Genomic DNA, 23,532 nt, shown 5'->3' on the forward strand with positions numbered 1-23,532 from the left:
AGCGATGACGGTCATCAAGAACCTCCAGGCGGAGTTGAGCCGCTTCCGGTTGCGGCTGTTCGCCGCGGCCGCGTTCGTGCTGTTCTGCTTCGGCCTGCTCGTCGCGCGGCTCGTCTACCTGCAGATCACGCAGCACGACACGCTGCTCGAGCGCGCCGAGACCAACCGTGTCTCCGTCGTGCCCATCGTGCCCAACCGCGGCCTGATCGTCGACCGCAACGGCGTGGTGCTCGCGAGCAACTACTCGGCCTACACGCTGGAGATCACGCCGTCGAAGGTGCCCGACCTCGAGCGCACGATCGACGCGTTGTCCGCCGTCATCGAGATCCAGCAGCGCGACCGCCGGCGGTTCAAGCGCCTGATGGAGGAGAGCAAGAACTTCGAGTCACTGCCGATCCGCACGAAGCTGACCGATACCGAGGTGGCCCGTTTCGCCGCGCAACGCTTCCGATTCCCGGGCGTGGACATCAAGGCGCGGTTGTTCCGCAACTATCCGCTGGGCGATGTCGGGGCGCACCTGCTGGGCTACATCGGTCGCATCAACCAGACCGAGAAGAAGGCGATGGACGACTGGTCCGAAGAGGACGTCGCCAACTACCGCGGCACCGAGTACATCGGCAAGCTGGGCCTGGAGCAGGCGTACGAGCGCGAGCTGCACGGCCAGACCGGCTTCGAGGAAATGGAGACGAGCGCCGGCGGACGCGCGGTGCGCCGGTTGCGCAACCGCCCGCCGACGCCCGGCAACACGCTGCACCTGTCGATCGACATCAAGCTGCAGGCGTTGGTGGAGCGCCTGTACGGCGACCGACGCGGCGCGCTGGTGGCGATGGATCCGCGCACCGGCGAGGTCCTGGCCTTCGTGTCCAAGCCGAGCTTCGACCCCAACCTGTTCGTCGACGGCATCGACGCGGACAGCTGGCGCGAGCTCAACGAGGACATCGACAAGCCGCTGCTGAACCGCGCGCTGCGCGGCACCTATCCGCCGGGCTCGACCTTCAAGCCCTACATGGCGATGGCCGCGCTGAACACCGGCAAGCGCGCCGCCAACGTGGTGATCCAGGACAACCTGAACTTCAGCTTCGGCGGGCGGGTGTTCGGCAGCGCAACCGGCGACCGCGCGGGTCCGAAGGACATGCGACTGGCGATCGTGACGTCGTCGAACGTCTACTTCTATTCGCTGGCCAACGAGATGGGCGTGGACATGATCCATGACCAGCTCGAGCCGTTCGGCTTCGGTCGCAAGACCGAGATCGACCTGCAGGGGAGGTCACCGGCCTGCTGCCCAGCACCGAGTGGAAGCGCCGGGCGTTCAAGCGGCCGGATCAGCAGAAGTGGTACGCCGGCGAAACGATCTCGCTGGGCATCGGCCAGGGCCAGAACAACTTCACGATGCTGCAGCTGGCGACGGCGATGTCGACGCTGTCCAGCGGCGGCCAGCGCTACCGGCCGCGCCTGGTGCGCGAGATCGAGGACGTCGTCAAGCATGCGCAGCGGCGCGTCGCGAGCGACGCGCTGGAGCCGCTGGCGCTGCGCAAGGCGGACGTGGACGTGATCCGCAATGCGATGCACGACGTGACTTTGGAGGGCACGTCGCGCGCGGTGTTCGCCGGCGCGCAGTATCAAAGCGCCGGCAAGACCGGAACCGCCCAGGCCGTCGGCCTGCGCGCCGGCCAGACCTACAGCAGCATCAAGGCGGACGAGCGCAAGCGCGACCATTCCTTGTACATCTCGTTCGCGCCGTACCAGGCGCCGACGATCGCCGTGGCGCTGATCGTCGAGAACGCGGGCTTCGGATCCGAATCGGCGGCGCCGATCGCGCGCCGCGTGTACGACTACGTGCTCACCGGCACCTACCCGAGCGAAGAGGACATCGCCAAGGTGCGGGTCGGCCAGGTCGGCGCGCCGATCGGCACGCCGCGCCGCGTCGAGGACATCCCGCTGCCGAATGCCGCGGCCAGCGCGCCGGAGGCGGCGAGTTCGGCGGCGTCCGCGTCGGTGTCCGCGCCCGCCGCGTTGCCCAAGCCTCCGACCTCGCCGATGCCGCCAACGGCGACCACGCGGCCCGCCGCATCCGCAGCGGTACCACGCCCCACGCCGGGAGCCTCACGATGAGTGCCGTCTTCAGCAAACCCAGCCTGCTGCAGCGCGTGAAGCCGCTGTTCCAGGGGTTCGACATCCCGCTGCTGCTCGCCATGGCCTGGCTGATGGGGCTGGGCCTGATGTGCATGTATTCGGCGGGCTACGACCACGGCACCCGCTTCGTCGATCACGCGCGCAACATGGGCCTGGCGATGGGCGTGCTGTTCGTGACCGCCCAGGTGCCGCCGCAGCGGTTGATGCAGCTCGCGCTGCCCCTGTACGCGATCGGTGTGACCTTGCTGGTCGCGGTCGCGTTGTTCGGCATCACGAAGAAGGGCGCGACGCGCTGGCTGTACGTTGGCACGCAGATCCAGCCGTCCGAGCTGCTGAAGATCGCCGTGCCGCTGATGCTGGCCTGGTGGTTCCAGAAGCGGGAGGGGCAGCTGAGATTGCCCGACTTCATCGCCGCTTTCATCCTGCTTGTCGTGCCGGTCGGCCTGATCGCGAAGCAGCCGGACCTGGGCACATCGCTGCTGGTGCTGGGCGCCGGCCTGTATGTGATCTTCTTTGCCGGGCTGTCGTGGAAGCTGATCATCCCGGCGATGCTGCTGGCCGGCGCGGGCATCACGGCGCTGGTGTTCAGCGAGGACCAGATCTGCCAGCCCGACGTGAAGTGGGTGGTGCTGAAGGACTACCAGAAGGACCGCGTCTGCACGCTGCTGGACCCGACGAAGGACCCGCTGGGCAAGGGCTTCCACATCATCCAGGGCGAGATCGCGATCGGCTCGGGCGGCGTGACCGGCAAGGGATTCATGAAGGGCACGCAGACCCACCTGGAGTTCATTCCGGAGCGGACCACCGACTTCATCTTCGCCGCCTATGGCGAGGAATTCGGGTTGATCGGGGCGGCGGGGCTGCTGATCGGCTTCACCGCACTGATCCTGCGCGGACTCGCGATCGCGCATGAGGCGCCGACGCTGTTCTCGAGACTGCTCGCGGGAGCGATCACGCTGAGCTTCTTCACCTACGTGTTCGTGAACATGGGGATGGTCACCGGCATCCTGCCCGTGGTGGGCGTGCCGCTGCCGTTCATCTCGTATGGGGGGACCGCGATGGTGACGCTGGGCCTGTCGCTGGGGATGCTGATGTCGATCGCCAAGAGCCGGGGCGGGACGCAGCGCTGATCAGGCGGCAGAACGGTCAGGATGCGGCGCTCGACAACGGATGCGCCGCAAAGCGGACCGTGAAGCGCGCTCCGGGTCCGACGCCTTCCGACTCTGCCTGCCGGCGCGCCCGCGTGTCGTCGACCGCGATCTCGGCCTCGTGCTGCTGGACGATCTCGCGCACGATCGCGAGCCCCAGTCCGGAGCCGTCGACATTTGTGCCCAGCGCCCGGTAGAACGGCTGGAAGATCTGCTCGCGTTCGGACTCGACGATGCCGGGACCTGAGTCCTCCACCTGCAGCACGCACACCTGCCCGAACGGGTCCTCGACCACGCGCACTGTGACCGTGCCGCCGCTGGGCGTGTAGAGCAGCGCGTTGTCGACGAGGTTGCGGATCAGTTCGCGGATCAGCAGCGGATGCCCGTTGACGCGCAGTCCGGCCTGGCTCGCCTCGGGGCCTTCGTAGCCGAGGTCCAGCCGCTTTTCCATCGCGCGCGGCACGAAGTCCCGCACGGTCTCGATCGCCAGCACGGCGAGGTTCACTTCGCTGCGCCGGGCGGCATGTTCCTGGTCCTCGGCGCGCGCCATCGCCAGCAGCTGGTTGACCATGTGCGCGGCACGCTGGCTGGACACCGCGATCTGCTTGAGCGAGCGGCGCAGCTCCGCTGGCGAGCTGCGGCCCTCGTCGATCTCGCGTTGTGCGAGCTCCGCCTGTGTGCGCAGGCCGGCGAGCGGCGTCTTCAACTGATGGGCGGCGTCGGCGAGGAAGTGCTTCTGCGATCGGATCGACTGGTCGAGGCGCTCGAGCAGATCGTTGATCGCCTGCACCAGCGGCGCGACCTCGTCGGGGATGCGCTGTTCGTCGATGGGGCTCAGGTCCGAACTGTCGCGCGAACGGATGCGTCGTTGCAGGTCGTTCAGCGGCGCGATACCGCGTGCCAGCGCCAGCCACACGAGCAGCACCGCCAGCGGCAGGATCACGAACTGCGGGAGGATCACGCCCTTGATGATCTCGTTGGTGAGCCGGGAACGCTTGCCCAATGTCTCCGCGACCTGCACCAGCATCATCCGGTCGCTGCCCGCCATCCCCTCCGGCACCACCCAGAGGTAGGACACACGCACGGCCTCGTTGTTGATCTCGTCGAAGCGACGGTTCACCTCCCAGGGGACGATCGGCGGCTCGACCTCGGGCACCGGCAGTTGGGCGTCTCCGCTCAGCAATTCGCCGCGCAGGCCCAGCACCTGGTAGTAGACGGTGTCGGACTCGTCTGCCCGGAGCAGGGCGGCCGCCTCGGGCGCGAGCGCGTACCGGGAGCGGCCGCGCCGGGAGATCGCATCGCCAGGCGTCGGTTCGGTCACGACCTGCAGCCCGAGGGTGCGCGCCATCTCGTCGAGTTCGCGGTCGTACGGCTTGTTGGCGATGCCCTGCGCCACCAGCCAGGTCAGCGCGACGCTGATCGGCCAGATGACCAGCAGCGGCGCGAGCATCCAGTCGAGGATCTCGCCGAACAGCGAGCGATGGCCGGAGGAATCAGCCGCCATGCGGCAGCTCAGCCGGGAATCTTCTCAAGGCAATAGCCCAATCCGCGCACCGTGGCGATGCGGATCGGCCCCTGTTCGATCTTCTTGCGCAGCCGGTGGATGTAGACCTCGATCGCGTTGTTGCTGACTTCCTCGCCCCACTCGCACAGCCGCTCGACCAGCTGGTCCTTGCTGACGAGACGTCCGGCGCGCTGCAGCAGCACCTCCAGCAACGACAGCTCGCGTGCCGACAGCTCCACCATCTGCTCGTTGATGTAGGCGACACGTCCCGTCGCATCGAAGGTCAACGGACCATGGCGGATCACGCTCGACGCGGTGCCCAGACCGCGGCGGGTGAGCGCGCGCACGCGGGCTTCGAGCTCCTGCAGCGAGAACGGCTTGGCCATGTAGTCGTCGGCACCGAGGTCCAGTCCTTTGACGCGTTCCTCGATGCTGTCCGCGGCGGTCAGGATCAGCACCGGCACGGACGAGCCGCGCGCCCGCAAGCGTCGGAGCACCTCCAGGCCATGCAGTTTCGGAAGACCGAGGTCGAGGATCAGGAGGTCGAATTCGTGGGAGGCGAGGGCCGCATCGGCCTCGCTGCCGCTGCCGACTTGATCGACGGCGCAACCCGACGCCCGCAACGAGCGCAGCAGGCCGTCGGCCAGGACCTGGTCGTCTTCGGCGATCAAGATGCGCATGTGTCGTCCCCTCTGGTTATGGAGACATTCTAGGGAGCGGCCTGCTGGTGTTCCCTAGGCGTTTCCGAGGCGTCCGCCTAGCGGTTGTCGGGGGTGTCAGGTCAGGCCGGCGACAGGTTCGCGGGGGTGACTCCCACCCATGGCGGAAAGAAGTGTGAATGACCGGTATTGGCTCATCCAGTGAGCTACCTGATGCCTAAGATGGCTGCATCAACCCGATACCGGCCCCGCACAGCGGGTCGGCCGGTTCGACAAACTACTGTACAGATATACAGATTGCGCCATAATCCGTCGCAGCCAACAGGAGAAGATTGCATGGACGCCCCCGTGAAGAACGCCAACACCGAAAAAGCCAAGGCCCTTCAGGCCGCCCTCGCCCAGATCGAAAAGCAGTTCGGCAAGGGCTCCATCATGCGGCTGGCCGAAGGCGAGAAGATCGAGGACATCCAGGTCGTCTCCACCGGCTCGCTGGGCCTGGACATCGCGTTGGGCGTCGGCGGTCTGCCGCGCGGCCGCGTGGTCGAGATCTACGGCCCGGAATCCTCGGGCAAGACCACGCTGACGCTGCAGGTCATCGCCCAGATGCAGAAGCTGGACGGCGTGTGCGCCTTCATCGACGCGGAGCACGCGCTGGACGTCCAGTACGCGCAGAAGCTGGGCGTCAACCTGCAGGAACTGCTGATCAGCCAGCCCGACACCGGCGAGCAGGCCCTGGAGATCGTGGACTCGCTGGTGCGCTCCGGCTCGGTGGACCTGATCGTCATCGACTCGGTCGCCGCGCTGACGCCGAAGGCGGAACTCGAAGGCGAGATGGGTGACTCGCTGCCCGGCCTGCAGGCCCGCCTGATGAGCCAGGCACTGCGCAAGCTGACCGCGACCATCAAGAAGACCAACTGCACCGTCGTCTTCATCAACCAGATCCGGATGAAGATCGGCGTGATGTTCGGCAGCCCGGAAACGACCACCGGTGGCAATGCGCTGAAGTTCTACGCCTCGGTGCGCCTGGACATCCGCCGCATCGGTTCGATCAAGAAGGGCGAGGAAGTCATCGGCTCCGAGACCAAGGTCAAGGTCGTCAAGAACAAGGTCGCGCCGCCGTTCAAGACGGCGGAGTTCGACATCCTCTACGGCGAGGGCATCAGCCGCGAGGGCGAGATCATCGACATGGGCGTGGCCAACAAGATCGTCGAGAAGGCCGGCTCCTGGTACGCCTACGGCGGCGAGAAGATCGGCCAGGGCAAGGACAACGCGCGTGAGTTCCTGCGTGAGAACGCGGATCTGGCGGTCGAGATCGAGAACAAGATCCGCGACTCGCTGGGCATCCCGCTGCTGGGCGCCGCCCCCGGCGGCGACGCCGAGTAAGCGCGGGGCGTTCGCATGACCCCGCCCGACGGTCGGCGGGGCCGTGCCTCGCAACCGCTGTCGCTGAAGGCGCGTGCCGTGGCGCTGCTCGCGCAGCGCGAGCACAGCGCGATGGAGTTGCGGCGCAAGCTGCTGCGCATCGCGCGCGACCGGCAAGCTGCAGCAACCGTCGAAGGCGCAGAGGCTTCTCGCGATGAGTTCGCCGAGGACGGTGAGTCGCCGGACCTCACCCCCGAGGTCGACGCCGTGCTCGACTGGCTGACGGCCAACGGATACCTCGACGAGTCGCGATTCGTCGAATCCCGCATCCATATGCGCTCGCAGCGTTTCGGCCAGCGGCGCATCGAGCAGGAGCTCGCCCAGCATGGGCTGTCCTTGGATGCGGAGCAGCGTTCGACGCTCGCGGCCGGTGAGCTCGATCGCGCCTGCGACCTGCTCAGACGCAAGTTCGGCGACGGCCCGGCCATCGACACCGCGGCGCTCGCCAAGCGTCTTCGCTTTCTCATCGGACGGGGTTTCGGCGGGGACCTCGCGCGCCGCGCGATCCGTCGGGTTGCTGCGGGCAGCGACGACGACGCGTGAGGCTTGGCGAGGAACTCGGGTTCGACGCTGGGTTTTGCCGCCTGAAAGAGCGACAGCGCCTGAAACTCCCCGAAACTTCGTGCGTCACGAGCACCTTGCGACGCGCTGACAAGCCAACGCCGGTGCGCGTCTCAACCGCGCCAAGGGCTTGATGCAACGCAGCATGCTACATTTTCGGCTTCGCAAAACAGCCCGCCGGCGTTCGTCCGCGGGCGTGTTTTCGCGTGTTTGCATCGGTTTTATGTCTTCCTCCGCCTCCCCGAGCGCCATCCACCGCATCCTCGTCGCTCCGTCGACGTGCGGTCCTATGGCCGCGACGACGGGTGTCCTGCTGCGGGGATCCGGCTGAATCCGGCGTTGCAAACCTCCTCTCCAAGCTGGTATCGCGGAGCGTCCGCGGCACTGGCTGCTTCTTCCTGATTCATCCATCAAGCGAGACCTCCCTATGAAGATTCACGAGTACCAGGGCAAGGAAATCCTGCGCCAGTTCGGCGTGCCGGTGCCGCGCGGCATTCCCGCGTTCACGGTGCAAGAGGCGGTCGAAGCCGCGCAGAAGCTGGGCGGCCCGGTCTGGGTGGTCAAGGCGCAGATCCACGCCGGCGGTCGCGGCAAGGGCGGCGGCGTCAAGCTGGGCAAGAGCCTGGACGACGTGAAGGCGCTGTCCGAGCAGATCCTGGGCATGCAGCTGGTCACGCACCAGACCGGCCCGGTCGGCCAGAAGGTCCGCCGCCTGTACATCGAAGAAGGCGCGGACATCAAGAACGAGCTGTACATCTCGCTGGTGACCGACCGTGGCACGCAGAAGGTGGCCTTCATCGCGTCGAGCGAAGGCGGCATGGACATCGAGGAAGTCGCCCACTCGACCCCCGAGAAGATCATCACCGAGTACATCGACCCGCTGACCGGCATCACGACCGAACAGTCGAAGAAGATCGCCGCGGCCATCGGCCTGAGCGGCGCTTCGGTGGACCAGGCCGTCGACCTGTTCGCCAAGCTGTACAAGTGCTACATGGACACGGACGCGTCGCTGGTTGAAATCAACCCGCTGAACTGTGATTCCAAGGGCAACCTGGTCGCCCTGGACGCCAAGTTCAACTTCGACGCCAACGCCCTGTTCCGTCACCCGGAAATCGTCGCCTACCGCGACCTGGACGAAGAAGACGCGGCCGAGATCGAAGCTTCCAAGTTCGACCTGGCCTACATCTCGCTGGACGGCAACATCGGCTGCCTGGTGAACGGTGCCGGTCTGGCCATGGCCACGATGGACACCATCAAGCTGTTCGGCGGCGAGCCGGCCAACTTCCTGGACGTCGGCGGTGGCGCCACGGCCGAGAAGGTCACCGAAGCCTTCAAGATCATGCTGAAGAACCCCGAGGTGAAGGGCATCCTCGTGAACATCTTCGGCGGCATCATGAAGTGCGACACCATCGCCGAAGGCGTCATCACGGCCTGCAAGGCCGTCAACCTGAGCGTGCCGCTGGTCGTCCGCATGAAGGGCACCAACGAGGAGCTGGGCAAGAAGATGCTGGCCGAGTCCGGCCTGCCCATCATCGCCGCCGACACCATGGCCGAAGCCGCGACCAAGATCGTCGCCGCCGTCAAGTAAGCCGCAGACCCAGCCAAGGAATACGACATGAGCATCTACATCAACAAGGACACCAAGGTCATCACCCAGGGCATCACGGGCAAGACCGGTCAGTTCCACACCCTGGGCTGCCAGGCCTACGCCAACGGCAAGAACGCGTTCGTTGCCGGCGTGAACCCGAAGAAGGCGGGCGAGAAGTTCTCGGACATCCCCATCTACGGCACCGTGAAGGAAGCCGCTGCCCAGACCGGCGCGACCGTGTCGGTGATCTACGTGCCGCCCGCCGGCGCCGCTGCCGCGATCTGGGAAGCCGTCGAGGCCGACCTGGACCTGGCGATCTGCATCACGGAAGGCATCCCCGTCCGCGACATGCTGGAAGTGCGCAACAAGATGCGCGCCAAGGAACTGGCCGGCGGCAAGAAGACGCTGCTGCTGGGCCCGAACTGCCCCGGCCTGATCACGCCCGACGAGATCAAGATCGGCATCATGCCTGGTCACATCCATCGCAAGGGTCGCATCGGCGTGGTCTCGCGCTCGGGTACGCTGACCTATGAAGCGGTGGCGCAGCTGACCGAAATCGGTCTGGGCCAGTCCTCGGCCGTCGGCATCGGCGGTGACCCGATCAACGGCCTGAAGCACATCGACGTGATGCAGGCTTTCAACGACGATCCGGACACCGATGCCGTCATCATGATCGGCGAGATCGGCGGACCGGACGAGGCGGAAGCCGCCCGTTGGTGCAAGGCCAACATGAAGAAGCCGGTGGTCGGCTTCATCGCCGGCGTGACCGCGCCCCCGGAAAGCGCATGGGCCATGCCGGCGCGCTGATCTCGGGTGGTGCCGACACGGCCGATGCCAAGCTCGCCATCATGGAAGAGTGCGGTTTCACCGTGACGCGCAACCCGTCGGAAATGGGCAAGCTGCTGAAAGGCCTGCTGTAAGTAGCAGGAAAAACCTGATGCTGGAAGCCGTTGCTGCGTAATTTCACGCACTGCGGTTCCGGGGGCGGGCGCGGACAATCCGCCGCACCCCTCGAACCAAGGAAGGGCCCGATGGGCCCCTTCCTTCGTTTGCCCCTCCAACGCTTTAGACTGGGCCCTCGTTGCGCGAGGCCCGGCGCGGGTTCCCCCACATGGACATGCTCACCAGCCCCGAGTTCTGGCTCGCCGTCGGCCAGATCATCCTGATCGACATCCTTCTCGGCGGCGACAACGCCGTCGTCATCGCGCTTGCCTGCCGCAAGCTGCCGCCCAATCTGCGCACCAAAGGCATCCTCTGGGGTACCGCCGGTGCCATCGTGTTGCGCGTCGTGCTGATCTTCTTCGCGCTGACGCTGCTCAAGCTGCCATTCCTGAAGCTGGTCGGCGGGGTGCTGCTGCTGTGGATCGGCATCAAGCTCCTGATCCCGGAGGCCGAGGACGATCACGCGAAGATGGAAGCGAGTGACAAGCTCTGGGGTGCAGTGAAGACCGTCATCATTGCGGACTTCGTGATGAGCCTGGACAACGTCATCGCCATCGCAGGCGCCGCCGAAGGTGCGGGTGGCCAGCATCAGATGCCGCTGGTGATCTTCGGCCTGCTGGTGTCGATCCCCATCATCGTCTGGGGCAGCCAGCTGGTGATCAAGTTGATGGACAAGTTCCCGATCGTGATCACGCTTGGCGCGATGCTGCTGGGGTGGATCGCCGGCACGATGCTGGTGACCGATCCGGCGCTCAACAGCTGGGTGCCGATGCAGCCGGGCAGCAAACCCGGCACGACGGAAGTGCTGCCGCAGGTGTATTACGCGCTGGGTGTGGGCGGCGCGTTGTTCGTCCTGCTCGTCGGCAAGCTGCTGGCCGCGCGCCGGCCGGCGCAAGCCTGACGAAAGGCCCGCCATGTCATGAGCGCCTCCGGCTTCCTGAAGCGACTGCTGGGCCGGGGCGCGTCTGACGACCAGGGGCTGGGTGCGTCCGATACCCAGCCGACGACACTGCCGATGCCGCGGGAGGCCGGCGTAGCGCTTGACGATTACGAGATCGGCGATGAAGTCGGCCGCGGTGCGATGGCGGTCGTGCACCGCGCCGTCGATCGCCGCAGCGGCCGGACCGTCGCGATCAAGCGCCTGGCGCTGCAACGCGAATTCGCACCGGAGGATCTGATCGACGTCCGGGACCGCTTCATGCGGGAAGCGAGCGCGGCCCGACATCTGGATCATCCCGACATCCTGCGCGTCCTGGACGCGGGCGAATGCGCCGGCGAAACCTGGATCGCGATGGAATATGTCGTCGGGCAGGACCTGAGTCACCACACGCGACCCGGTCAACTGCTGCCCCTGCGCGACGTGCTGCTGCTGGGTGCTCGCCTTGGACGGGCGCTCCAGTACGCTCACGGCCATGGCGTGGTCCACCGGGACATCAAGCCTGCCAACGTCATGCTGGAGCGGGAGTCCGGCAGCGTGAAGATCATGGACTTCGGGATCGCGCGCGTCGCGGACGGCAGCAGGACACGGACGGGACTGGTCCTGGGTACTCCGTCCTACATGTCGCCAGAGCAACTGGCAGGCCTGCAGGTAGACGGTCGCAGCGACCTCTACTCGTTGGGCGCCATGCTGTTCCAGCTTCTGACCGGCCATCTGCCGCACCAGACCGAATCGATGGCCACGTTGATGCACCAGATCATGAATCAGCCAGCGCCGGATGTTCGCCGGCTCCGGCCAGAACTGCCGGAGTCGCTGGCGATGGTCGTGGCGCTGTCACTGGAAAAGCGTCCGGAACTTCGATATCAGCGCGGCGACACGCTGGCACAGGATCTGGAGTCGGTGTTGAGCCAGATTCCGGTGGAACTGGCCAATAGCACAGGCGCCACACCCCCCACCGGCGGGACAGGCATTCGAGCAAACTTTGCGGCTACAGTCCCAGGGCGCAGTGCACAATCCCCTTCCCCCAGCCGATCCCGCCAGCAAGACATGACCCTGGAGTTCTTCAGCGCCACCGATACCGGTCGTGTGCGCGACAACAATGAAGACTCGGTCGCCCTGGAACCGGGCGTCGGGCTCGCAGTGCTTGCCGATGGCATGGGGGGCTACAACGCCGGGGAGGTGGCCAGCCAGATGCTGACGACCTTCATCAAGTCGGAATTGGGTCGATGGCTGGCAGAGGCTGGCCAGCATGCGACCGACATCGATGTCCGGCGCGCGATGGACATCTGCGTGGACAACGCCAACCGCGCGATCTTCAACGCCGCCAATACCAACCCACGTTATGCGGGCATGGGGACGACGCTCGTACTGGCCGTGTTCCGGGAACAGAGCTTGTTGCTGGGACACGTGGGCGATTCGCGAGCCTATCGATTTCGAGAGGGCCAGCTCGTGCAATTGACGCGTGACCATTCGTTGCTGCAGGAACAGCTCGATGCAGGTCTACTGACGCCGGAAGAAGCCGTCTTCAGCAGCAACAAGAATCTGGTCACGCGAGCCGTTGGTGTCGAGGATACGGTGATGCTGGAGGTTCATCAGCACGAGTTGCTGCCCGGCGATCAGATCCTGCTGTGCAGCGACGGTCTCTCCGACATGGTGGATGACGTCAGCGTGGCACAGGTGCTTCAAAGCCACAACGATCTGCCCGAAGCGGCGCAGGCGCTGGTGGACACGGCCAATGACATGGGCGGCAAGGATAATATTGCGATCGTTCTGGTTCGCGCGGAAACTCGCACCAAGCCATGGGCGTGGTGGCCATTCAGTCGCAACAATGGGCGCCGTTGAGGCGGCCCTCTACAAATAAAGACAGGACTCGAGGTCAAGCATGGGCAAGCTGGTGGTGTCGCTCGACGGTGTGGTGATCAAGGAAGTGCAGATCACCAAGGACAAGACCACGCTCGGCCGGCGGCCGTACAACGATATCGTCATCGACAATCTGGCGGTCAGTGGCGAACACGCCGTGCTGCAGATGGTCGGGGCGGATGTCTTCATCGAGGACCTGAACTCGACCAACGGCACGTACATCAACGGCAAGGCCATCAAGAAGCAGTTGTTGTCGCACAGTGATGTGATCGAGGTCGGCAAGTACAAGATCAAGTTCCTGATCGAAGACAACGCTGACTACGAGAAGACGATGATCCTGCGTCCTGGCACCGCGCCAAGCAGTGGTTTCGGTCTGCCGTCCTCATTCGGCGGGCTTGGGCCGGCGCCCGTGTCCACCGCGCCGGCAGCGATCAAGGTACTGAACGGACCCGCTGCAGGCCGGGAGGTGTCGCTGACCAAGGTCGTGACGACGGTAGGCAAGCCCGGTGTCCAGGTGGCGTCGATCACCAAGCGGCCCAGTGGGTATGTGTTCGCGCACGTCGAGGGTGGCGCCCGCCCGATGGTGAACGGTGCGCCTCTGACGGCCGAATCGGTTCCGCTGAAGAACGGTGACGTGATTGAGCTGGCCGGTACGCAGATGCAGTTCGTCCAGGCCTGAGTGCTGACGTCTCTATGCGAAGGGCCCTGCGGGGCCCTTCTTGCTGCCTGCGGGCGGCTAATCCGCGTGGTTTTGGCGCGCCATCCTGTATCGAGATGATTCGCTTCTGTCGGGCGAACACCTACGCGCGTGCATGTTTTCACGGCATCGGGCCGGGGTCGCGTAAGCGACAGCAATAAATCTTCGAATCGAGGATTCGGCGCTTAGCGCCGCACGAGGGTGCCTCTACAGTCTTCCGCATGAAGATTCGCGTGCTCGGTTGCGCCGGCGCCTTGGCGGCTGGCTACAGAACCACTTCCTTCCTGCTTGATGACGATGTGCTCATCGACGCGGGCAGTGGTGTGGCCGAGCTGACCGTGGACGCGATGGTCGAGGTGGACCACATCCTGGTGACGCATTCGCATCTCGACCATGTTCTGGCGATCGGGCTGCTGGCCGATACGGTCCAGCGTCGACGTGCGCAGGCTGGTCGTCCCCCAGTCAAGGTACACGCACTCCCCGAAACGCTGCAGGCGCTCCGCGCCCACGTCTTCAACGGCGTGATCTGGCCTGACTTCACCCGCCTTCCATCACCCGAACGGCCGGCATTGACCTTCCACGAATTTGCCGTCGGTGACCGGCTGGACTTGGGTGCGGGCCGACACATCGAGGTCATCAGCGCCGTTCACACGGTGCCGGCCGTGGGCTTTGCCGTCGACGGGGGCGCAGTGGGACACTGGGTCTTCACGGGTGATACCGGGCCGAACCCGGCGCTCTGGCAGCGGCTGTCGGAGATCAAGGTGGCGCACCTGGTCATCGAGTGCGCTTTCGGTGACGAGGAATGCGGCTTGGCTGGCATCAGCAAGCACCTCTGCCCAACGACGCTCCGGGAGGAGCTCGGGAAGCTTGGCGGTGCGATCGACGTGCACATCACCCATATCAAGCCGGGAGAACGTGCCGCGGTGATGGATGCGGTGAGAGCGCTGCGCACGAAGCACAGGATCTCGGCGTTGGAGAACTTCCAAGAGTTTTCGCTCGACTGACGAACTTCGAGATGTTTTCTCTCGTCGCAGCCCGCATCGGATGTCCGCTGTGGGCTGTGTTGCTTTGGAGCGCGAGGTTGGAAAGTCGAAGCCATCTGACAAACCTTGTCAGGGACGGTGCGGGTGACAAATCTGGGCAGCCGGCCTGACAAAAAACGTCACTTGACGTCCTGCCTGGGGCCGCCAGTCCGTGACGTCATGCACAGATCAAGGAAAGAAGCGGCTGGCACGGGCCCTGCGTACATACGCTTCGTCTCTACCCCACTTCCTCTCTGGAGTTTCTATGAAGCGCGTTCAACAAGGTTTCACCCTGATCGAACTGATGATCGTCGTGGCGATCATCGGTATTCTGGCTGCCGTGGCTCTGCCGGCTTATCGTGACTACATCACCAAGACCAAGGTCTCGGAAGTGATGGCCGCCGCCACGCAGCCGAAGGCGTCGATCCAGGAGTTCTACACCGTGAAGGGCGTGATGCCCGCAGCGACCAGCGTCCCGACCGACAACATCAAGAGCAAGATGGTCAGCGGCGTGGTGTACGCCAAGACGTCCGACACCGTTTCCACGATCACGGCAACTTCCATCGTTCCGGATGCCGCTGGCACGATCGTCCTCACCGGTACCGGTGGCGCTACTGACAGCCCTGAGTCGATCAGCTGGGTTTGCAGCTACAACACGATCAGCGCTAAGTTCATCCCGGCTTCGTGCAAGTCGACCTGATCTGCTGATCAATGAACTGAAAAAGGAGCCTTCGGGCTCCTTTTTTAATGGCTGTTAGACAATCCGCCTGGGCTAGACCATCACGTTAGGTATCAAGCCTTGAACCAGTTCCCTTGCCATTCCGTCCGTTGTCATCTGCATCGCTGGCTGCCATTGGCGCTGGCAGTGCTGCTGTGGGCCGTGCCGTGCATGCATAGCGCCCTGCCGACCCAGCTGAATCCTCATGATTTCGCGCGTTTGGTGCAGCTGGGCGTGCTGTTGATGGCAGCGGCAGTTTGGACCTTCTCTCTGCCAACCAGGTCACATTCTCGAATCTTCGCCAAGCATTGGCCGCACGTCGTGCTTGGCTTGTTGGTGGCGGCCTCCTGTGTACACGCGGCACACCCGCTTGTCGCAGCGAGAGAAGTAGCGGTCTTTGTCGGGCTACTGTTGCTGGCTCTTCAATTGTCCCGTGGCTTCGCAGAGCCTGACGTGCGGGATCGCTTCCTCGACCTGATCACCATCGGCGCAGCCGTGTATGGGGTCATTTGGTCGCTGACATTGCTGATCGGCGCGGCACTCAACCAGGACCTGTTTGCTCCTTGGGAGGTCATTTTCGGCTTCGACAACGCCCGCTTTCTCAACCATGTCCAGTCGATCTCGTTGCCATTGGCTGGCGTGGTGCTGTTGCGACCAGCCGCGCCACGATGGCTGCGAGCGGCGGCGGCCATTGCTTTGATCACTGGTGGCGCGATCCTTTCGCTGTATCTGGCACGGGCGTCGATACTGGGCCTGACGGTCGCCGCCATTGTGACTGTCACCATATTCGGCCGCTTGAGTTGGCGATATGTCCTCACGATGGTCGCGACCCTCGGCTCCGGTGCCGCTGCCGTGGGGTTGCTGTGGCTCATCTGGCTCCAGCACAGCTCTGCGGCCATGACGGATGGGATCCTGAACTCGCACTTCCGCGGATTCCTTGTCGGACAGGCCATCGATCTTTTCGCCAGTTCGCCGTGGCTGGGCGTGGGGCCCATGCATTTCTCCAACACCGTCAATCTCGTCGCTGCTCATCCCCACAACGTCTATGCCCAAGTGATTGCGGAGTACGGACTTCCCGCCACGCTATTGATTGTCTGGCTCGCCTTCAATTTTCTTAGGCGAGCATTTGTCAACGTGTCCCGCCTCTCGAAGACTCAGCCGGTCCTGGCCGCCGCGTTGACGTCTGCGACGGTCGCGGTGCTTGTCGACAGCGCCTTCTCCGGCAACTGGGTCATGCCGATCTCGCAGATGTGGATTGCGGTTCTGGCAGCGTTCCTGCTGGCGGTGGATTCGAATGACGCCCACGCTCCGGTGCAAGTGCATCAAGCGCAGCCGAGAATCATCCTGCGTGGCCTCGTGCTGTCGGTCATGGCGGCGTTCACGATCCAGGCTGTCACGGAGGCGCGTGACGACATTCCTCATATCCACACCGGTGAGTCCATGAAGAAGCCGATCGGCGAGCAATTCCTGGCGTTCCGTTTCTGGTCTTACGGCTGGTTCTGATGACAACTGCTTCGAAGGCACCTTTCGAATGGCAGCGCCGCACGCGTGCTTCCGCCGTCCATCTGCTGAGCTGCCTGGGGATCGCGGCACTGGTGGCGATGCTGGTGCTGCTGCTCTGGTATCCCTGGCCCTACCGGATCATCTCTGGCGGTGACAACCTGCTCCTGCTCGTGATGGGCGTGGACATCGTCATGGGCCCGCTGATCACCCTGGCAATCTTTGACATTCGCAAGCCGATGCGCGAACTCACACGAGACCTTGCCATCATCGTCGTGCTTCAGCTGGCGGCCCTGGGTTACGGCTTGCACACCGTCTATTTGGCGCGGCCTGTGGTGTTGGCGCTGGAGGGCGAACGCTTTCGCCTGACCACCGCGAACGACGTGGTCGCCGAGGAACTGCCCCAGGCCGAAGACAGCCTGCGCGCACTGCCGCTGGATGGTCCTCGCCTGGTAGACACGGCAGAGCCGACGGCGGAACAGCGTGGCGATGCGGTCATCCAGGCGTTGTCGGGCACGGACATTGGCAGTCGCCCCCTCTTCTGGCGCCCTTGGGGAGATGAGGGGCGTCAGCGTGCGCTGAAAGTGGCCAAGCCGCTGACACCTCTGATTGCGCGCGTGAAGGAGCGTGCGGCGATGGACGAGGCCATCGCCCGTACCGGCAGGCCGATCGAGCAGCTCCTGGCGGTCCCCATGATCGCGCGCAGCAATGACTGGTCGGTGCTGATCGACAAGAACACGGGCGACCCGGTCGGCTTCGCACCGATCGACGGATTCTGAGGACGAAGCAGCGTGGGCTTGAAGGGGCGTTAGAGTTCCGCCCTGACCTCACGACCCGGATCGTTCATGACGCTTGCCGCGACGGCGCCCGCCGCCGACTTTTCTGCCGCTGTCACCGAGCCCAACCGCCAGATACTGACCCTTCTCGGATTGCTGGTAGGTGTGACGCTGGCACCGCTGATCGCCTACAACCAGACGCCGTCGGCCACGCTCTACAACCAGCTGGCGGCGTTCGCGGGCCTCGGATTGCTGGTCGCGGGGCTGGCGTGGGGTCGCTCCCTGGCGTCTGGCTGGCGGCTTGACGGCGTGTCGCTGGGTCTGCTGTTGATGACGGCCGTCGCAGCCGTCGCGCCCTTCACCCATGGACTCCCCTGGTCGATGGCGCTCACGAGCATGGCGATGCTGCTGGGCGCGCTGGTGGCGGTGCAGGTCGGCCTCGCGGTCACGAGCAGTCAGCGCGATGCGGTGCTGACACTCTTCTGTATCGCGCTCGTCGGCGCCGGGCTGCTGAGCGTGGTGGTCTGCATCGTGCAGATGTTCTTCCCGGAGTTGGCCCAACGGTGTCCTGATCGCCCGATCGGGTGTGGTGGGAAGTGCCGTCGGGAACATGCGGCAACCCAATCACCTCGCCAGTCTGCTGATGTGGGCCTGTGTCGGCGCTGTCTGGCTCGAGCAGGGGGGCTGGCTGGCCCGGCGGCTCCGCAGTGCGCTTGCCGGCACGGCAGCGCTGTACGTGCTGCTGTTTCTGTTCGTGTTCTGCGTGGTGCTCAGCGGGTCCCGAACCGGATGGATCGGCATCGCCTTGCTGGTGGTCTGGGGAGCGATCGACTGGCGATTGGCGCCTCGCGTCCGGATCGCGCTGGCGTCTACCGCACTCATGTTCGGGATCTGCTGGGGCCTGATGGATCTGTACGCCGCAGGCGGGCACCACGCCTTCCGTGCGCAGTCTCGCCTTTCCGACGAAGGGGCCGGCTCGCCGTCGCGTCTCGCAATTCTCAAGAATGCCGTCGGCCTGCTCCAACAGTACCCCCTGACGGGCTCGGGCTGGGGGATTTCAACCTCGCCTGGACCTTGACCCCGTTCCCGGATCGACCGGTCGCGTTCTTCGATCACACGCACAACCTCGAGATGCAACTGCTCGTCGAGATGGGCCTGCCGTTGGGATTGCTGACGCTGGGCCTGCTGGCCTGGGGCTTGGCGATCGGGCTCTGGCGCGCCATTCAGGGCGGACCCGCCGGGCACTGTGCCGGCATGCTCGTGGCGATGATCGGTGTCCATAGCCAGGTCGAGTACCCGCTCTGGTATGCCTATTTCCTGCTGCCTGCCGCGCTGGCCTTCGGCTTGTGCCTGTCGGGCAAACGCACCGCCGATGTGGCGGTGGAACGCGCCCCGGTCGCGCGCCCTGCGGATATGCCGTTGTCCCGGCGTCCTCTGCTGGCCGTGCTCGGGCTGGCGATCACGGCGGCGGTGCCGTTGGTGGTTGTCGACTATCTGCGCATCGTCCATATCTATGCACCGCCGACGGGTGCCGCGTCGCTTGACGATCGAATCCTCTCGGGCCAGCGCTCTCCGCTGTTCGCGCTGCAGGCCGACTATGCCGAGGCGACCGTGCAACCCCCGGCGCGGTGGCGCTCGAAGCGTCACGGCGGACCGGGCATCACCTGATCGATACCCGCCTGCTGATGGCTTGGGCGAAGTCGCTCAACGCGGTGGGAGAAACCGACAAGGCCCGCTACCTGGTGCAGCGGCTGCGCGAATTCCGCAACGCGGCCAGCGCGGATTGGCTCGGTGAATGCGAAGAAGTCGCCGCGCTCGGTGCGGCGGCAAAGCCGTTCCAATGCGAACCGCCGCAGCGCGAATACAGCTTCCGCGAATTGCGTTGATCGCGTCCGTGACGGGTCGCAATCTCAGACGCGGCGCAGGGCGTTCAGACCTCGGCGCGCCACTCGCCCGACTTCCCGCCTTGCTTCTCCAGCACGCGGATCTGCTCCATGACCATGCCGCGATCTGCCGCCTTGCACATGTCGTAGACGGTGAGCAAGCCGACCTGCACGGCGGTCAGCGCTTCCATCTCGACACCGGTGCGCCCCAGCGTCTCGACCTGCACGGTGCAGATCACGGCATTGGCCGGTTCGTCGAGCGCGAACTCGACGGCGACACGCGTGATCGGCAGCGGGTGGCAGAGCGGGATCAGCTCCGAGGTCCGTTTCGCGGCCTGGATGGCGGCGATGCGCGCCACCCCGATCACATCGCCCTTCCTGGCGTTGCCATCGCGGATCAACGCCAGCGTCTCGGCCTTCATCCGGATGCGGCCCGCGGCCCGGCCACGCGGTGCGTGACATCCTTGCCGGAGACGTCCACCATGTGGGCTTGTCCGTTGGCGTCAAAATGGGTCAGAGGCGAGCTCATGAGCGCGGCAACAATCGCGAAACCGAAGAGCCCTCATCATAGTTCCCGCCCTGGAGATCCCTTGAAGCGAACGAACCCCATTCCCTTCACCCGACGCTGCCTGGCTGCGCTGCTCAGCGCGGCGTTGCTCGGCCAGGGCGCTGTCGCGCAGGTGAACCTGCCGGCGCTGGGCGACTCGGTGTCGGCCGACGTCAGCATCAGCGCCGAGAAGAAGCTCGGCGACCAGGTCATGCGGCAGATCCGCCCGGACCCGGACTACATCGACGATCCGCTGCTGCTCGAGTACGCGCAGAACACCTGGCAGCCGCTGGTGGATGCCGCGCGCCGCCTCGGGAACATCAGCGATGACACGAGCGATCGCTTCGCCTGGGAGCTCTTCCTGGTCCGCGACCGCTCGGTGAACGCATTCGCTCTGCCGGGCGGCTACGTCGGCATCCATCTGGGGCTGATCGCGATGACCGGCGCGCGCGACGAACTGGCCTCGGTGATGGGGCACGAGTTGTCGCACGTCACGCAGCGGCACATCGCGCGCAGCATCGTCGGCGACGCCCGCACCAGCGCGCTGGCCACGGTCGGTCTGCTGCTGGGCGTCCTGGCCGCGGCGAAGAGCCGCAGCATCGACGGCGCGCAGGCGGCCATCGTCACCAGCCAGGCGGCGGCGGCCCAGGCACAGCTGAACTTCTCGCGCGACATGGAACGCGAGGCCGATCGTGTCGGGTTCCAGGTGATGACGCAGGCCGGCTACCAGCCCGCCGGCATGGCCAGCATGTTCGAACGCATGGAGCAGGCCTATCACCTGATGGATTCCGGGGCCTACCCCTACCTGCGCAGCCACCCGCTGACCAGCGAACGCATCGGTGAAGCCAAGGCGCGGCTGGGCACGAGCAGCCAGGCCAGGCTGGTCGGCACCTCGGAACATGCGTTGATGGCAGCGCGTGCGAAGGTGTTGATGGACCAGCGGACCGATCCATGGCGGGTGCTCCAGGGCCTGGACGCCGGATCGCGGGCCGGGGAGAAGAACATCGATCAGCTGGCCGCCCGCTACACGAGCGCGCTGGCCTCGATCAAGCTGCGCGACTTCTCCCGCGCTGAAGCCACCTTGAAGACTGCCGATGCCTTGGCCGGTCTGCTTGGGGCCGATCCGGGCGCGAAGCGGCTACTGGTGTATGCGCATGTCGAACTGGAAGTGGCTCGTGGGAAGCCCGAAGCCGGCTTCGCGGCGCTGGAGCCGTTGAAGAGCGAACGCTCGCGCCCGATGCTGATGATCCGTGCCGACCTGGCCCAGGCGGATCCGCGACCGGACGTGAAGCGCGAGGCCGCCGAAGCGCTGCAGACACACCTCGCGCTGCACGCACAGGACGCGTTGGCCTGGCAGGAAAGCGGCACCTTGTGGCAGCAGCTCGGCCAGCCGCTGCGTTCGCTGCGCGCTCAGGGCGAGACGCGTGCCGCGCTCGGCGATATCACCGGCGCGATCGACCGCCTTGCCTCCGCGGAACGTCAGGGCCGGGCCCGGTCCGCCGATCAGTTTGAAGCGTCGGTGATCGATTCGCGCCTTCGCGACCTTCGCTACGAACGTCGACAGATGCTCATGGAGATGTACCCCCGCGGCGTGCCGCAGGGGGCGGAGCCTTGAGCGATTCGAGGGCGGTGGCTTACTCGCTGTCGGGGAACAGGCGTTCGATCAGCACGTCGATCGCCATGCCGCACAGCGAGTAGATCAGCGAGCCGATCAAGGCAGCGCCGAAGCCCGCGACGGTGAAACCATCCAGCACGCTGGCCGTTGCCCAGAACAGCAGCGCATTGATGACGAAGAGGAACAACCCCAGCGTCAACAGCGTCACGGGCAGCGTGAGCAGCACCAGCACCGGTCGCAGGATCGTGTTGAACAGACCCAGCACGAAGGCAGCGATCAGCGCGGTGACGAAGCCCTTCACCTGGACGCCAGGGTAGAGATGCGCCACCAGCAGCAGCGCAGCCGCCAGCAGCATCCAACGGGTCAGCGTTTTCATGCGCTCAGCATACCGGCATCGATCGTCAGGAAAATGCGAACTTGAAATTGTCAACAACGCAGGATAATTCGAACCTTCCGAAGGGGAGTAGCCGCGCGGCCCAGGCCGCGGCAGACGCCCGTCAAGACGTTGCCGTGAAGGCAGCCGGGCCCTGCACCTGACGCCGGACTCACCAGGTCAACCGACCCCGAGTCCGCATCAGCCTTGCAAGACCTTTCGGCCACACCGTGCCGCCCGTGGCGGCGCGTTGTCGTTGAAACCGGGATGGCGCATGCTCGCCATCCACCTCTTGCAAGGAGCTCTCATGAGCACGATCGTCCCCATGTGGCTGTGGGTGGTATTCGTCGGCATCGTCGTGGTGTCGCTGATCCTGGACTTCGTCGTCCTGCGCAAGCAGGGCGCGCATGACGTGGGGGTCCGGGAAGCGATCAACTGGTCGCTGGTGTGGGTGGCGTTGAGCGTCGCCTTCATGGGCCTGCTCTGGTGGGCCGTGCGTGACGGCACGGGCAGCACGGAACTCGCCAACACCAAGGCGCTGGAATTCATCACCGGCTATCTCATCGAGAAGTCGCTGGCGGTCGACAACATCTTTGTCTTCCTGATGATCTTCACCTACTTCGCGGTGCCGTCGGCCTACCAGAAGCGGGTGCTCATGATGGGCATCATCGGCGCCATCGTGCTGCGCACGGTGATGATCCTGGTCGGCGGCTGGCTGATCGCGCAGTTCCACTGGATCCTCTATCTCTTCGGCGCCTTCCTGCTGATCACCGGCATCAAGATGTGGTGGGCGGCCGGCCAGGAACCGGACCTCGAGGACAACCCGGCGCTGAAGCTGCTGCGCCGCGTGCTGCCGGTGAGCAAGAACTTCGACGGCGAACGCTTCTTCACGCTGGAGAACGGCAAGCGCATCGCCACGCCGATGCTGCTGGTGATCGCGCTGGTGGGCATGACCGACGTGATCTTCGCGGTGGACTCGATCCCGGCGATCTTCGCGATCACCAACGATCCGTTCATCGTGCTGAGCTCCAACATCTTCGCGATCCTGGGTCTGCGCGCGATGTACTTCCTGCTGGCGGCGATGGCGTCCAAGTTCCATCTGCTCAGCTACGGCCTGGCGGTGGTGCTGGTGTTCATCGGCGCCAAGATGATGCTGATCGACGTGATCAAGATCCCCGTGCTGCTGTCGTTGGGCGTGGTGGTGGCGATCCTGGCGATCACGATGGTCTGGAGCCTGCGCACTGCACCGAAACTGCCGGCGCACTTGTCGGACGAGCCCGGCAAGGCGGCCGACTGACGCTGGCGTGACCGGATCCGGGCGGATGTCCCGGTCCGGCCTGAAAGATCTTTGAAACCCGCGCGACGCGCCAGCGTCCCGCGGGTTTCGTGCTTTACAGAACAGAAACAGGGACGTCGCGCGTTCGCCACGCGGAACGACCTCCGCAACGCAAATCTTTGACACACTCAAATGAGAATGCTTAGCATTTGCGGCCTTTGAGACCCGTCCGGCCTCAATCACCCGCTACCGCCAGCCAGTCGCGATCAGGGAGGGGCCTCGCCACCGTGCGCCGTGAAGCGCCGGGACAACGCCGCCAGCACGCGCAGCCAGCCGAGCCGATTCCAACAAGAACTTCCCTCGGAGCTCGA

At 65.2% G+C, this 23,532-nt stretch carries 20 protein-coding genes and 4 pseudogenes; 19 read left to right on the top strand and 5 right to left on the bottom strand.

Annotation, left to right across the window (positions count from 1 at the left end; translation table 11 throughout):
* The first annotated feature begins 4 nt into the window (after window positions 1-4).
* Window positions 5-2,112 (top strand): annotated as a pseudogene (gene mrdA / locus ACQ86G_RS07940) (penicillin-binding protein 2).
* On the top strand, window positions 2,109-3,263 hold the full coding sequence (gene rodA / locus ACQ86G_RS07945; RefSeq protein ID WP_431260081.1) for a rod shape-determining protein RodA: 1,155 nt from the start codon (window positions 2,109-2,111) through the stop codon (window positions 3,261-3,263). The pseudogene mrdA and the gene rodA overlap by 4 nt, the downstream one beginning before the upstream one ends.
* A gap of 16 nt (window positions 3,264-3,279) precedes the next feature.
* Here the strand turns inward: rodA and ACQ86G_RS07950 are convergent, their stop codons facing one another.
* Together ACQ86G_RS07950 and ACQ86G_RS07955 are read right to left on the bottom strand one after the other, a co-directional pair.
* Window positions 3,280-4,785, bottom strand: coding sequence for a sensor histidine kinase (locus tag ACQ86G_RS07950; RefSeq protein WP_431260082.1), 1,506 nt, complete (start codon window positions 4,783-4,785; stop codon window positions 3,280-3,282).
* A gap of 8 nt (window positions 4,786-4,793) precedes the next feature.
* Entirely contained in the window at window positions 4,794-5,465 is a 672-nt protein-coding gene (locus ACQ86G_RS07955; RefSeq protein WP_067280662.1) for a response regulator, read from the bottom strand.
* A 315-nt stretch (window positions 5,466-5,780) separates the two neighbouring features.
* On the opposite strand from ACQ86G_RS07955, the gene recA reads away from it, so the two are divergent.
* The 12 genes and pseudogenes from recA to ACQ86G_RS08015 all read left to right on the top strand — a co-directional run bounded on the left by recA (window position 5,781) and on the right by ACQ86G_RS08015 (window position 17,470).
* Window positions 5,781-6,827: a recombinase RecA gene (recA, locus tag ACQ86G_RS07960; RefSeq protein WP_431260083.1), complete on the top strand. Its 1,047-nt coding sequence runs from the start codon at window positions 5,781-5,783 to the stop codon at window positions 6,825-6,827.
* A 15-nt stretch (window positions 6,828-6,842) separates the two neighbouring features.
* Window positions 6,843-7,409: a regulatory protein RecX gene (locus tag ACQ86G_RS07965; protein ID WP_431260084.1), complete on the top strand. Its 567-nt coding sequence runs from the start codon at window positions 6,843-6,845 to the stop codon at window positions 7,407-7,409.
* A gap of 445 nt (window positions 7,410-7,854) precedes the next feature.
* Window positions 7,855-9,015 (top strand): ADP-forming succinate--CoA ligase subunit beta, encoded by a 1,161-nt coding sequence (gene sucC / locus ACQ86G_RS07970; RefSeq protein WP_088408663.1) that lies wholly within the window; start codon window positions 7,855-7,857, stop codon window positions 9,013-9,015.
* A 27-nt stretch (window positions 9,016-9,042) separates the two neighbouring features.
* A pseudogene (gene sucD, locus ACQ86G_RS07975) lies at window positions 9,043-9,935 on the top strand (succinate--CoA ligase subunit alpha).
* 191 nt (window positions 9,936-10,126) lie between these two features.
* Window positions 10,127-10,858, top strand: a complete 732-nt coding sequence (locus ACQ86G_RS07980) for a TerC family protein (protein WP_431260085.1) — start codon at window positions 10,127-10,129, stop codon at window positions 10,856-10,858.
* A gap of 114 nt (window positions 10,859-10,972) precedes the next feature.
* Window positions 10,973-11,746: pseudogene (locus ACQ86G_RS07985) on the top strand (serine/threonine-protein kinase); the annotation flags it as partial.
* Between the two features lie 195 nt (window positions 11,747-11,941).
* Window positions 11,942-12,736, top strand: a complete 795-nt coding sequence (locus tag ACQ86G_RS07990; RefSeq protein WP_431261358.1) for a Stp1/IreP family PP2C-type Ser/Thr phosphatase — start codon at window positions 11,942-11,944, stop codon at window positions 12,734-12,736.
* Between the two features lie 40 nt (window positions 12,737-12,776).
* On the top strand, window positions 12,777-13,433 hold the full coding sequence (locus ACQ86G_RS07995; RefSeq protein ID WP_431260086.1) for an FHA domain-containing protein: 657 nt from the start codon (window positions 12,777-12,779) through the stop codon (window positions 13,431-13,433).
* A gap of 239 nt (window positions 13,434-13,672) precedes the next feature.
* Window positions 13,673-14,455, top strand: coding sequence for an MBL fold metallo-hydrolase (locus ACQ86G_RS08000; protein WP_431260087.1), 783 nt, complete (start codon window positions 13,673-13,675; stop codon window positions 14,453-14,455).
* 283 nt (window positions 14,456-14,738) lie between these two features.
* A complete protein-coding gene (locus tag ACQ86G_RS08005; RefSeq protein WP_431260088.1) occupies window positions 14,739-15,173 on the top strand; it encodes a pilin in 435 nt (144 codons plus the stop codon).
* A gap of 99 nt (window positions 15,174-15,272) precedes the next feature.
* Window positions 15,273-16,694 (top strand): O-antigen ligase family protein, encoded by a 1,422-nt coding sequence (locus tag ACQ86G_RS08010; protein WP_431260089.1) that lies wholly within the window; start codon window positions 15,273-15,275, stop codon window positions 16,692-16,694.
* On the top strand, window positions 16,694-17,470 hold the full coding sequence (locus tag ACQ86G_RS08015) for a TfpX/TfpZ family type IV pilin accessory protein (RefSeq protein ID WP_431260090.1): 777 nt from the start codon (window positions 16,694-16,696) through the stop codon (window positions 17,468-17,470). Before ACQ86G_RS08010 ends, ACQ86G_RS08015 begins: the two co-directional genes overlap by 1 nt.
* Window positions 17,471-17,518: 48 nt before the next feature.
* Here the strand turns inward: ACQ86G_RS08015 and ACQ86G_RS08020 are convergent, their stop codons facing one another.
* Window positions 17,519-18,079, bottom strand: coding sequence for a hypothetical protein (locus ACQ86G_RS08020; protein WP_431260091.1), 561 nt, complete (start codon window positions 18,077-18,079; stop codon window positions 17,519-17,521).
* Here ACQ86G_RS08020 and ACQ86G_RS08025 point away from each other — a divergent pair.
* The 3 genes from ACQ86G_RS08025 (at window position 18,078) to ACQ86G_RS08035 (ending at window position 19,353) form a co-directional block, all read left to right on the top strand.
* Window positions 18,078-18,545, top strand: coding sequence for an O-antigen ligase family protein (locus tag ACQ86G_RS08025; RefSeq protein WP_431260092.1), 468 nt, complete (start codon window positions 18,078-18,080; stop codon window positions 18,543-18,545). The genes ACQ86G_RS08020 and ACQ86G_RS08025 overlap by 2 nt on opposite strands.
* A gap of 188 nt (window positions 18,546-18,733) precedes the next feature.
* Window positions 18,734-19,135 (top strand): Wzy polymerase domain-containing protein, encoded by a 402-nt coding sequence (locus tag ACQ86G_RS08030; protein ID WP_431261359.1) that lies wholly within the window; start codon window positions 18,734-18,736, stop codon window positions 19,133-19,135.
* On the top strand, window positions 19,096-19,353 hold the full coding sequence (locus ACQ86G_RS08035; protein ID WP_431260093.1) for a hypothetical protein: 258 nt from the start codon (window positions 19,096-19,098) through the stop codon (window positions 19,351-19,353). Before ACQ86G_RS08030 ends, ACQ86G_RS08035 begins: the two co-directional genes overlap by 40 nt.
* 44 nt (window positions 19,354-19,397) lie before the next feature.
* Here the strand turns inward: ACQ86G_RS08035 and moaC are convergent.
* Window positions 19,398-19,879 (bottom strand): annotated as a pseudogene (moaC, locus tag ACQ86G_RS08040) (cyclic pyranopterin monophosphate synthase MoaC).
* Here moaC and ACQ86G_RS08045 point away from each other — a divergent pair.
* Entirely contained in the window at window positions 19,878-21,512 is a 1,635-nt protein-coding gene (locus ACQ86G_RS08045) for a M48 family metalloprotease (protein ID WP_431260094.1), read from the top strand. The pseudogene moaC and the gene ACQ86G_RS08045 overlap by 2 nt on opposite strands.
* Window positions 21,513-21,531: 19 nt before the next feature.
* On the opposite strand, the gene ACQ86G_RS08050 is transcribed toward ACQ86G_RS08045, so the two are convergent.
* A complete protein-coding gene (locus ACQ86G_RS08050) occupies window positions 21,532-21,888 on the bottom strand; it encodes a phage holin family protein (protein WP_088408643.1) in 357 nt (118 codons plus the stop codon).
* A gap of 304 nt (window positions 21,889-22,192) precedes the next feature.
* Here ACQ86G_RS08050 and ACQ86G_RS08055 point away from each other — a divergent pair, with 304 nt between their 5' ends.
* Window positions 22,193-23,182 carry a TerC family protein gene (locus tag ACQ86G_RS08055; RefSeq protein WP_431260095.1) on the top strand — a complete coding sequence of 330 codons (990 nt, stop codon included), beginning with the start codon at window positions 22,193-22,195 and terminating at the stop codon, window positions 23,180-23,182.
* The last annotated feature ends 350 nt before the right edge of the window (window positions 23,183-23,532 follow it).

Source organism: Roseateles chitinivorans (assembly GCF_050632145.1).
In the GTDB taxonomy this organism is placed as follows: Bacteria; Pseudomonadota; Gammaproteobacteria; order Burkholderiales; family Burkholderiaceae_C; genus Roseateles; species Roseateles chitinivorans_B.

Bases quoted from the DNA above. Each gene is read 5' to 3' on its own strand.
- ACQ86G_RS07990 (WP_431261358.1), top strand. From the start codon at position 11,942: ATGACCCTGGAGTTCTTCAGCGCCACCGATACCGGTCGTGTGCGCGAC.
- ACQ86G_RS08015 (WP_431260090.1), top strand. From the start codon at position 16,694: ATGACAACTGCTTCGAAGGCACCTTTCGAATGGCAGCGCCGCACGCGT.
- ACQ86G_RS08000 (WP_431260087.1), top strand. From the start codon at position 13,673: ATGAAGATTCGCGTGCTCGGTTGCGCCGGCGCCTTGGCGGCTGGCTAC.
- ACQ86G_RS07965 (WP_431260084.1), top strand. From the start codon at position 6,843: ATGACCCCGCCCGACGGTCGGCGGGGCCGTGCCTCGCAACCGCTGTCG.
- ACQ86G_RS08020 (WP_431260091.1), bottom strand. From the start codon at position 18,079: ATGTTCCCGACGGCACTTCCCACCACACCCGATCGGGCGATCAGGACA.
- ACQ86G_RS07980 (WP_431260085.1), top strand. From the start codon at position 10,127: ATGGACATGCTCACCAGCCCCGAGTTCTGGCTCGCCGTCGGCCAGATC.
- ACQ86G_RS08030 (WP_431261359.1), top strand. From the start codon at position 18,734: ATGATCGGTGTCCATAGCCAGGTCGAGTACCCGCTCTGGTATGCCTAT.
- ACQ86G_RS07995 (WP_431260086.1), top strand. From the start codon at position 12,777: ATGGGCAAGCTGGTGGTGTCGCTCGACGGTGTGGTGATCAAGGAAGTG.
- recA (WP_431260083.1), top strand. From the start codon at position 5,781: ATGGACGCCCCCGTGAAGAACGCCAACACCGAAAAAGCCAAGGCCCTT.
- ACQ86G_RS08050 (WP_088408643.1), bottom strand. From the start codon at position 21,888: ATGAAAACGCTGACCCGTTGGATGCTGCTGGCGGCTGCGCTGCTGCTG.
- ACQ86G_RS08025 (WP_431260092.1), top strand. From the start codon at position 18,078: ATGCGGCAACCCAATCACCTCGCCAGTCTGCTGATGTGGGCCTGTGTC.
- ACQ86G_RS08055 (WP_431260095.1), top strand. From the start codon at position 22,193: ATGAGCACGATCGTCCCCATGTGGCTGTGGGTGGTATTCGTCGGCATC.
- ACQ86G_RS07950 (WP_431260082.1), bottom strand. From the start codon at position 4,785: ATGGCGGCTGATTCCTCCGGCCATCGCTCGCTGTTCGGCGAGATCCTC.
- rodA (WP_431260081.1), top strand. From the start codon at position 2,109: ATGAGTGCCGTCTTCAGCAAACCCAGCCTGCTGCAGCGCGTGAAGCCG.
- sucC (WP_088408663.1), top strand. From the start codon at position 7,855: ATGAAGATTCACGAGTACCAGGGCAAGGAAATCCTGCGCCAGTTCGGC.
- ACQ86G_RS08005 (WP_431260088.1), top strand. From the start codon at position 14,739: ATGAAGCGCGTTCAACAAGGTTTCACCCTGATCGAACTGATGATCGTC.
- ACQ86G_RS08045 (WP_431260094.1), top strand. From the start codon at position 19,878: ATGAGCGCGGCAACAATCGCGAAACCGAAGAGCCCTCATCATAGTTCC.
- ACQ86G_RS07955 (WP_067280662.1), bottom strand. From the start codon at position 5,465: ATGCGCATCTTGATCGCCGAAGACGACCAGGTCCTGGCCGACGGCCTG.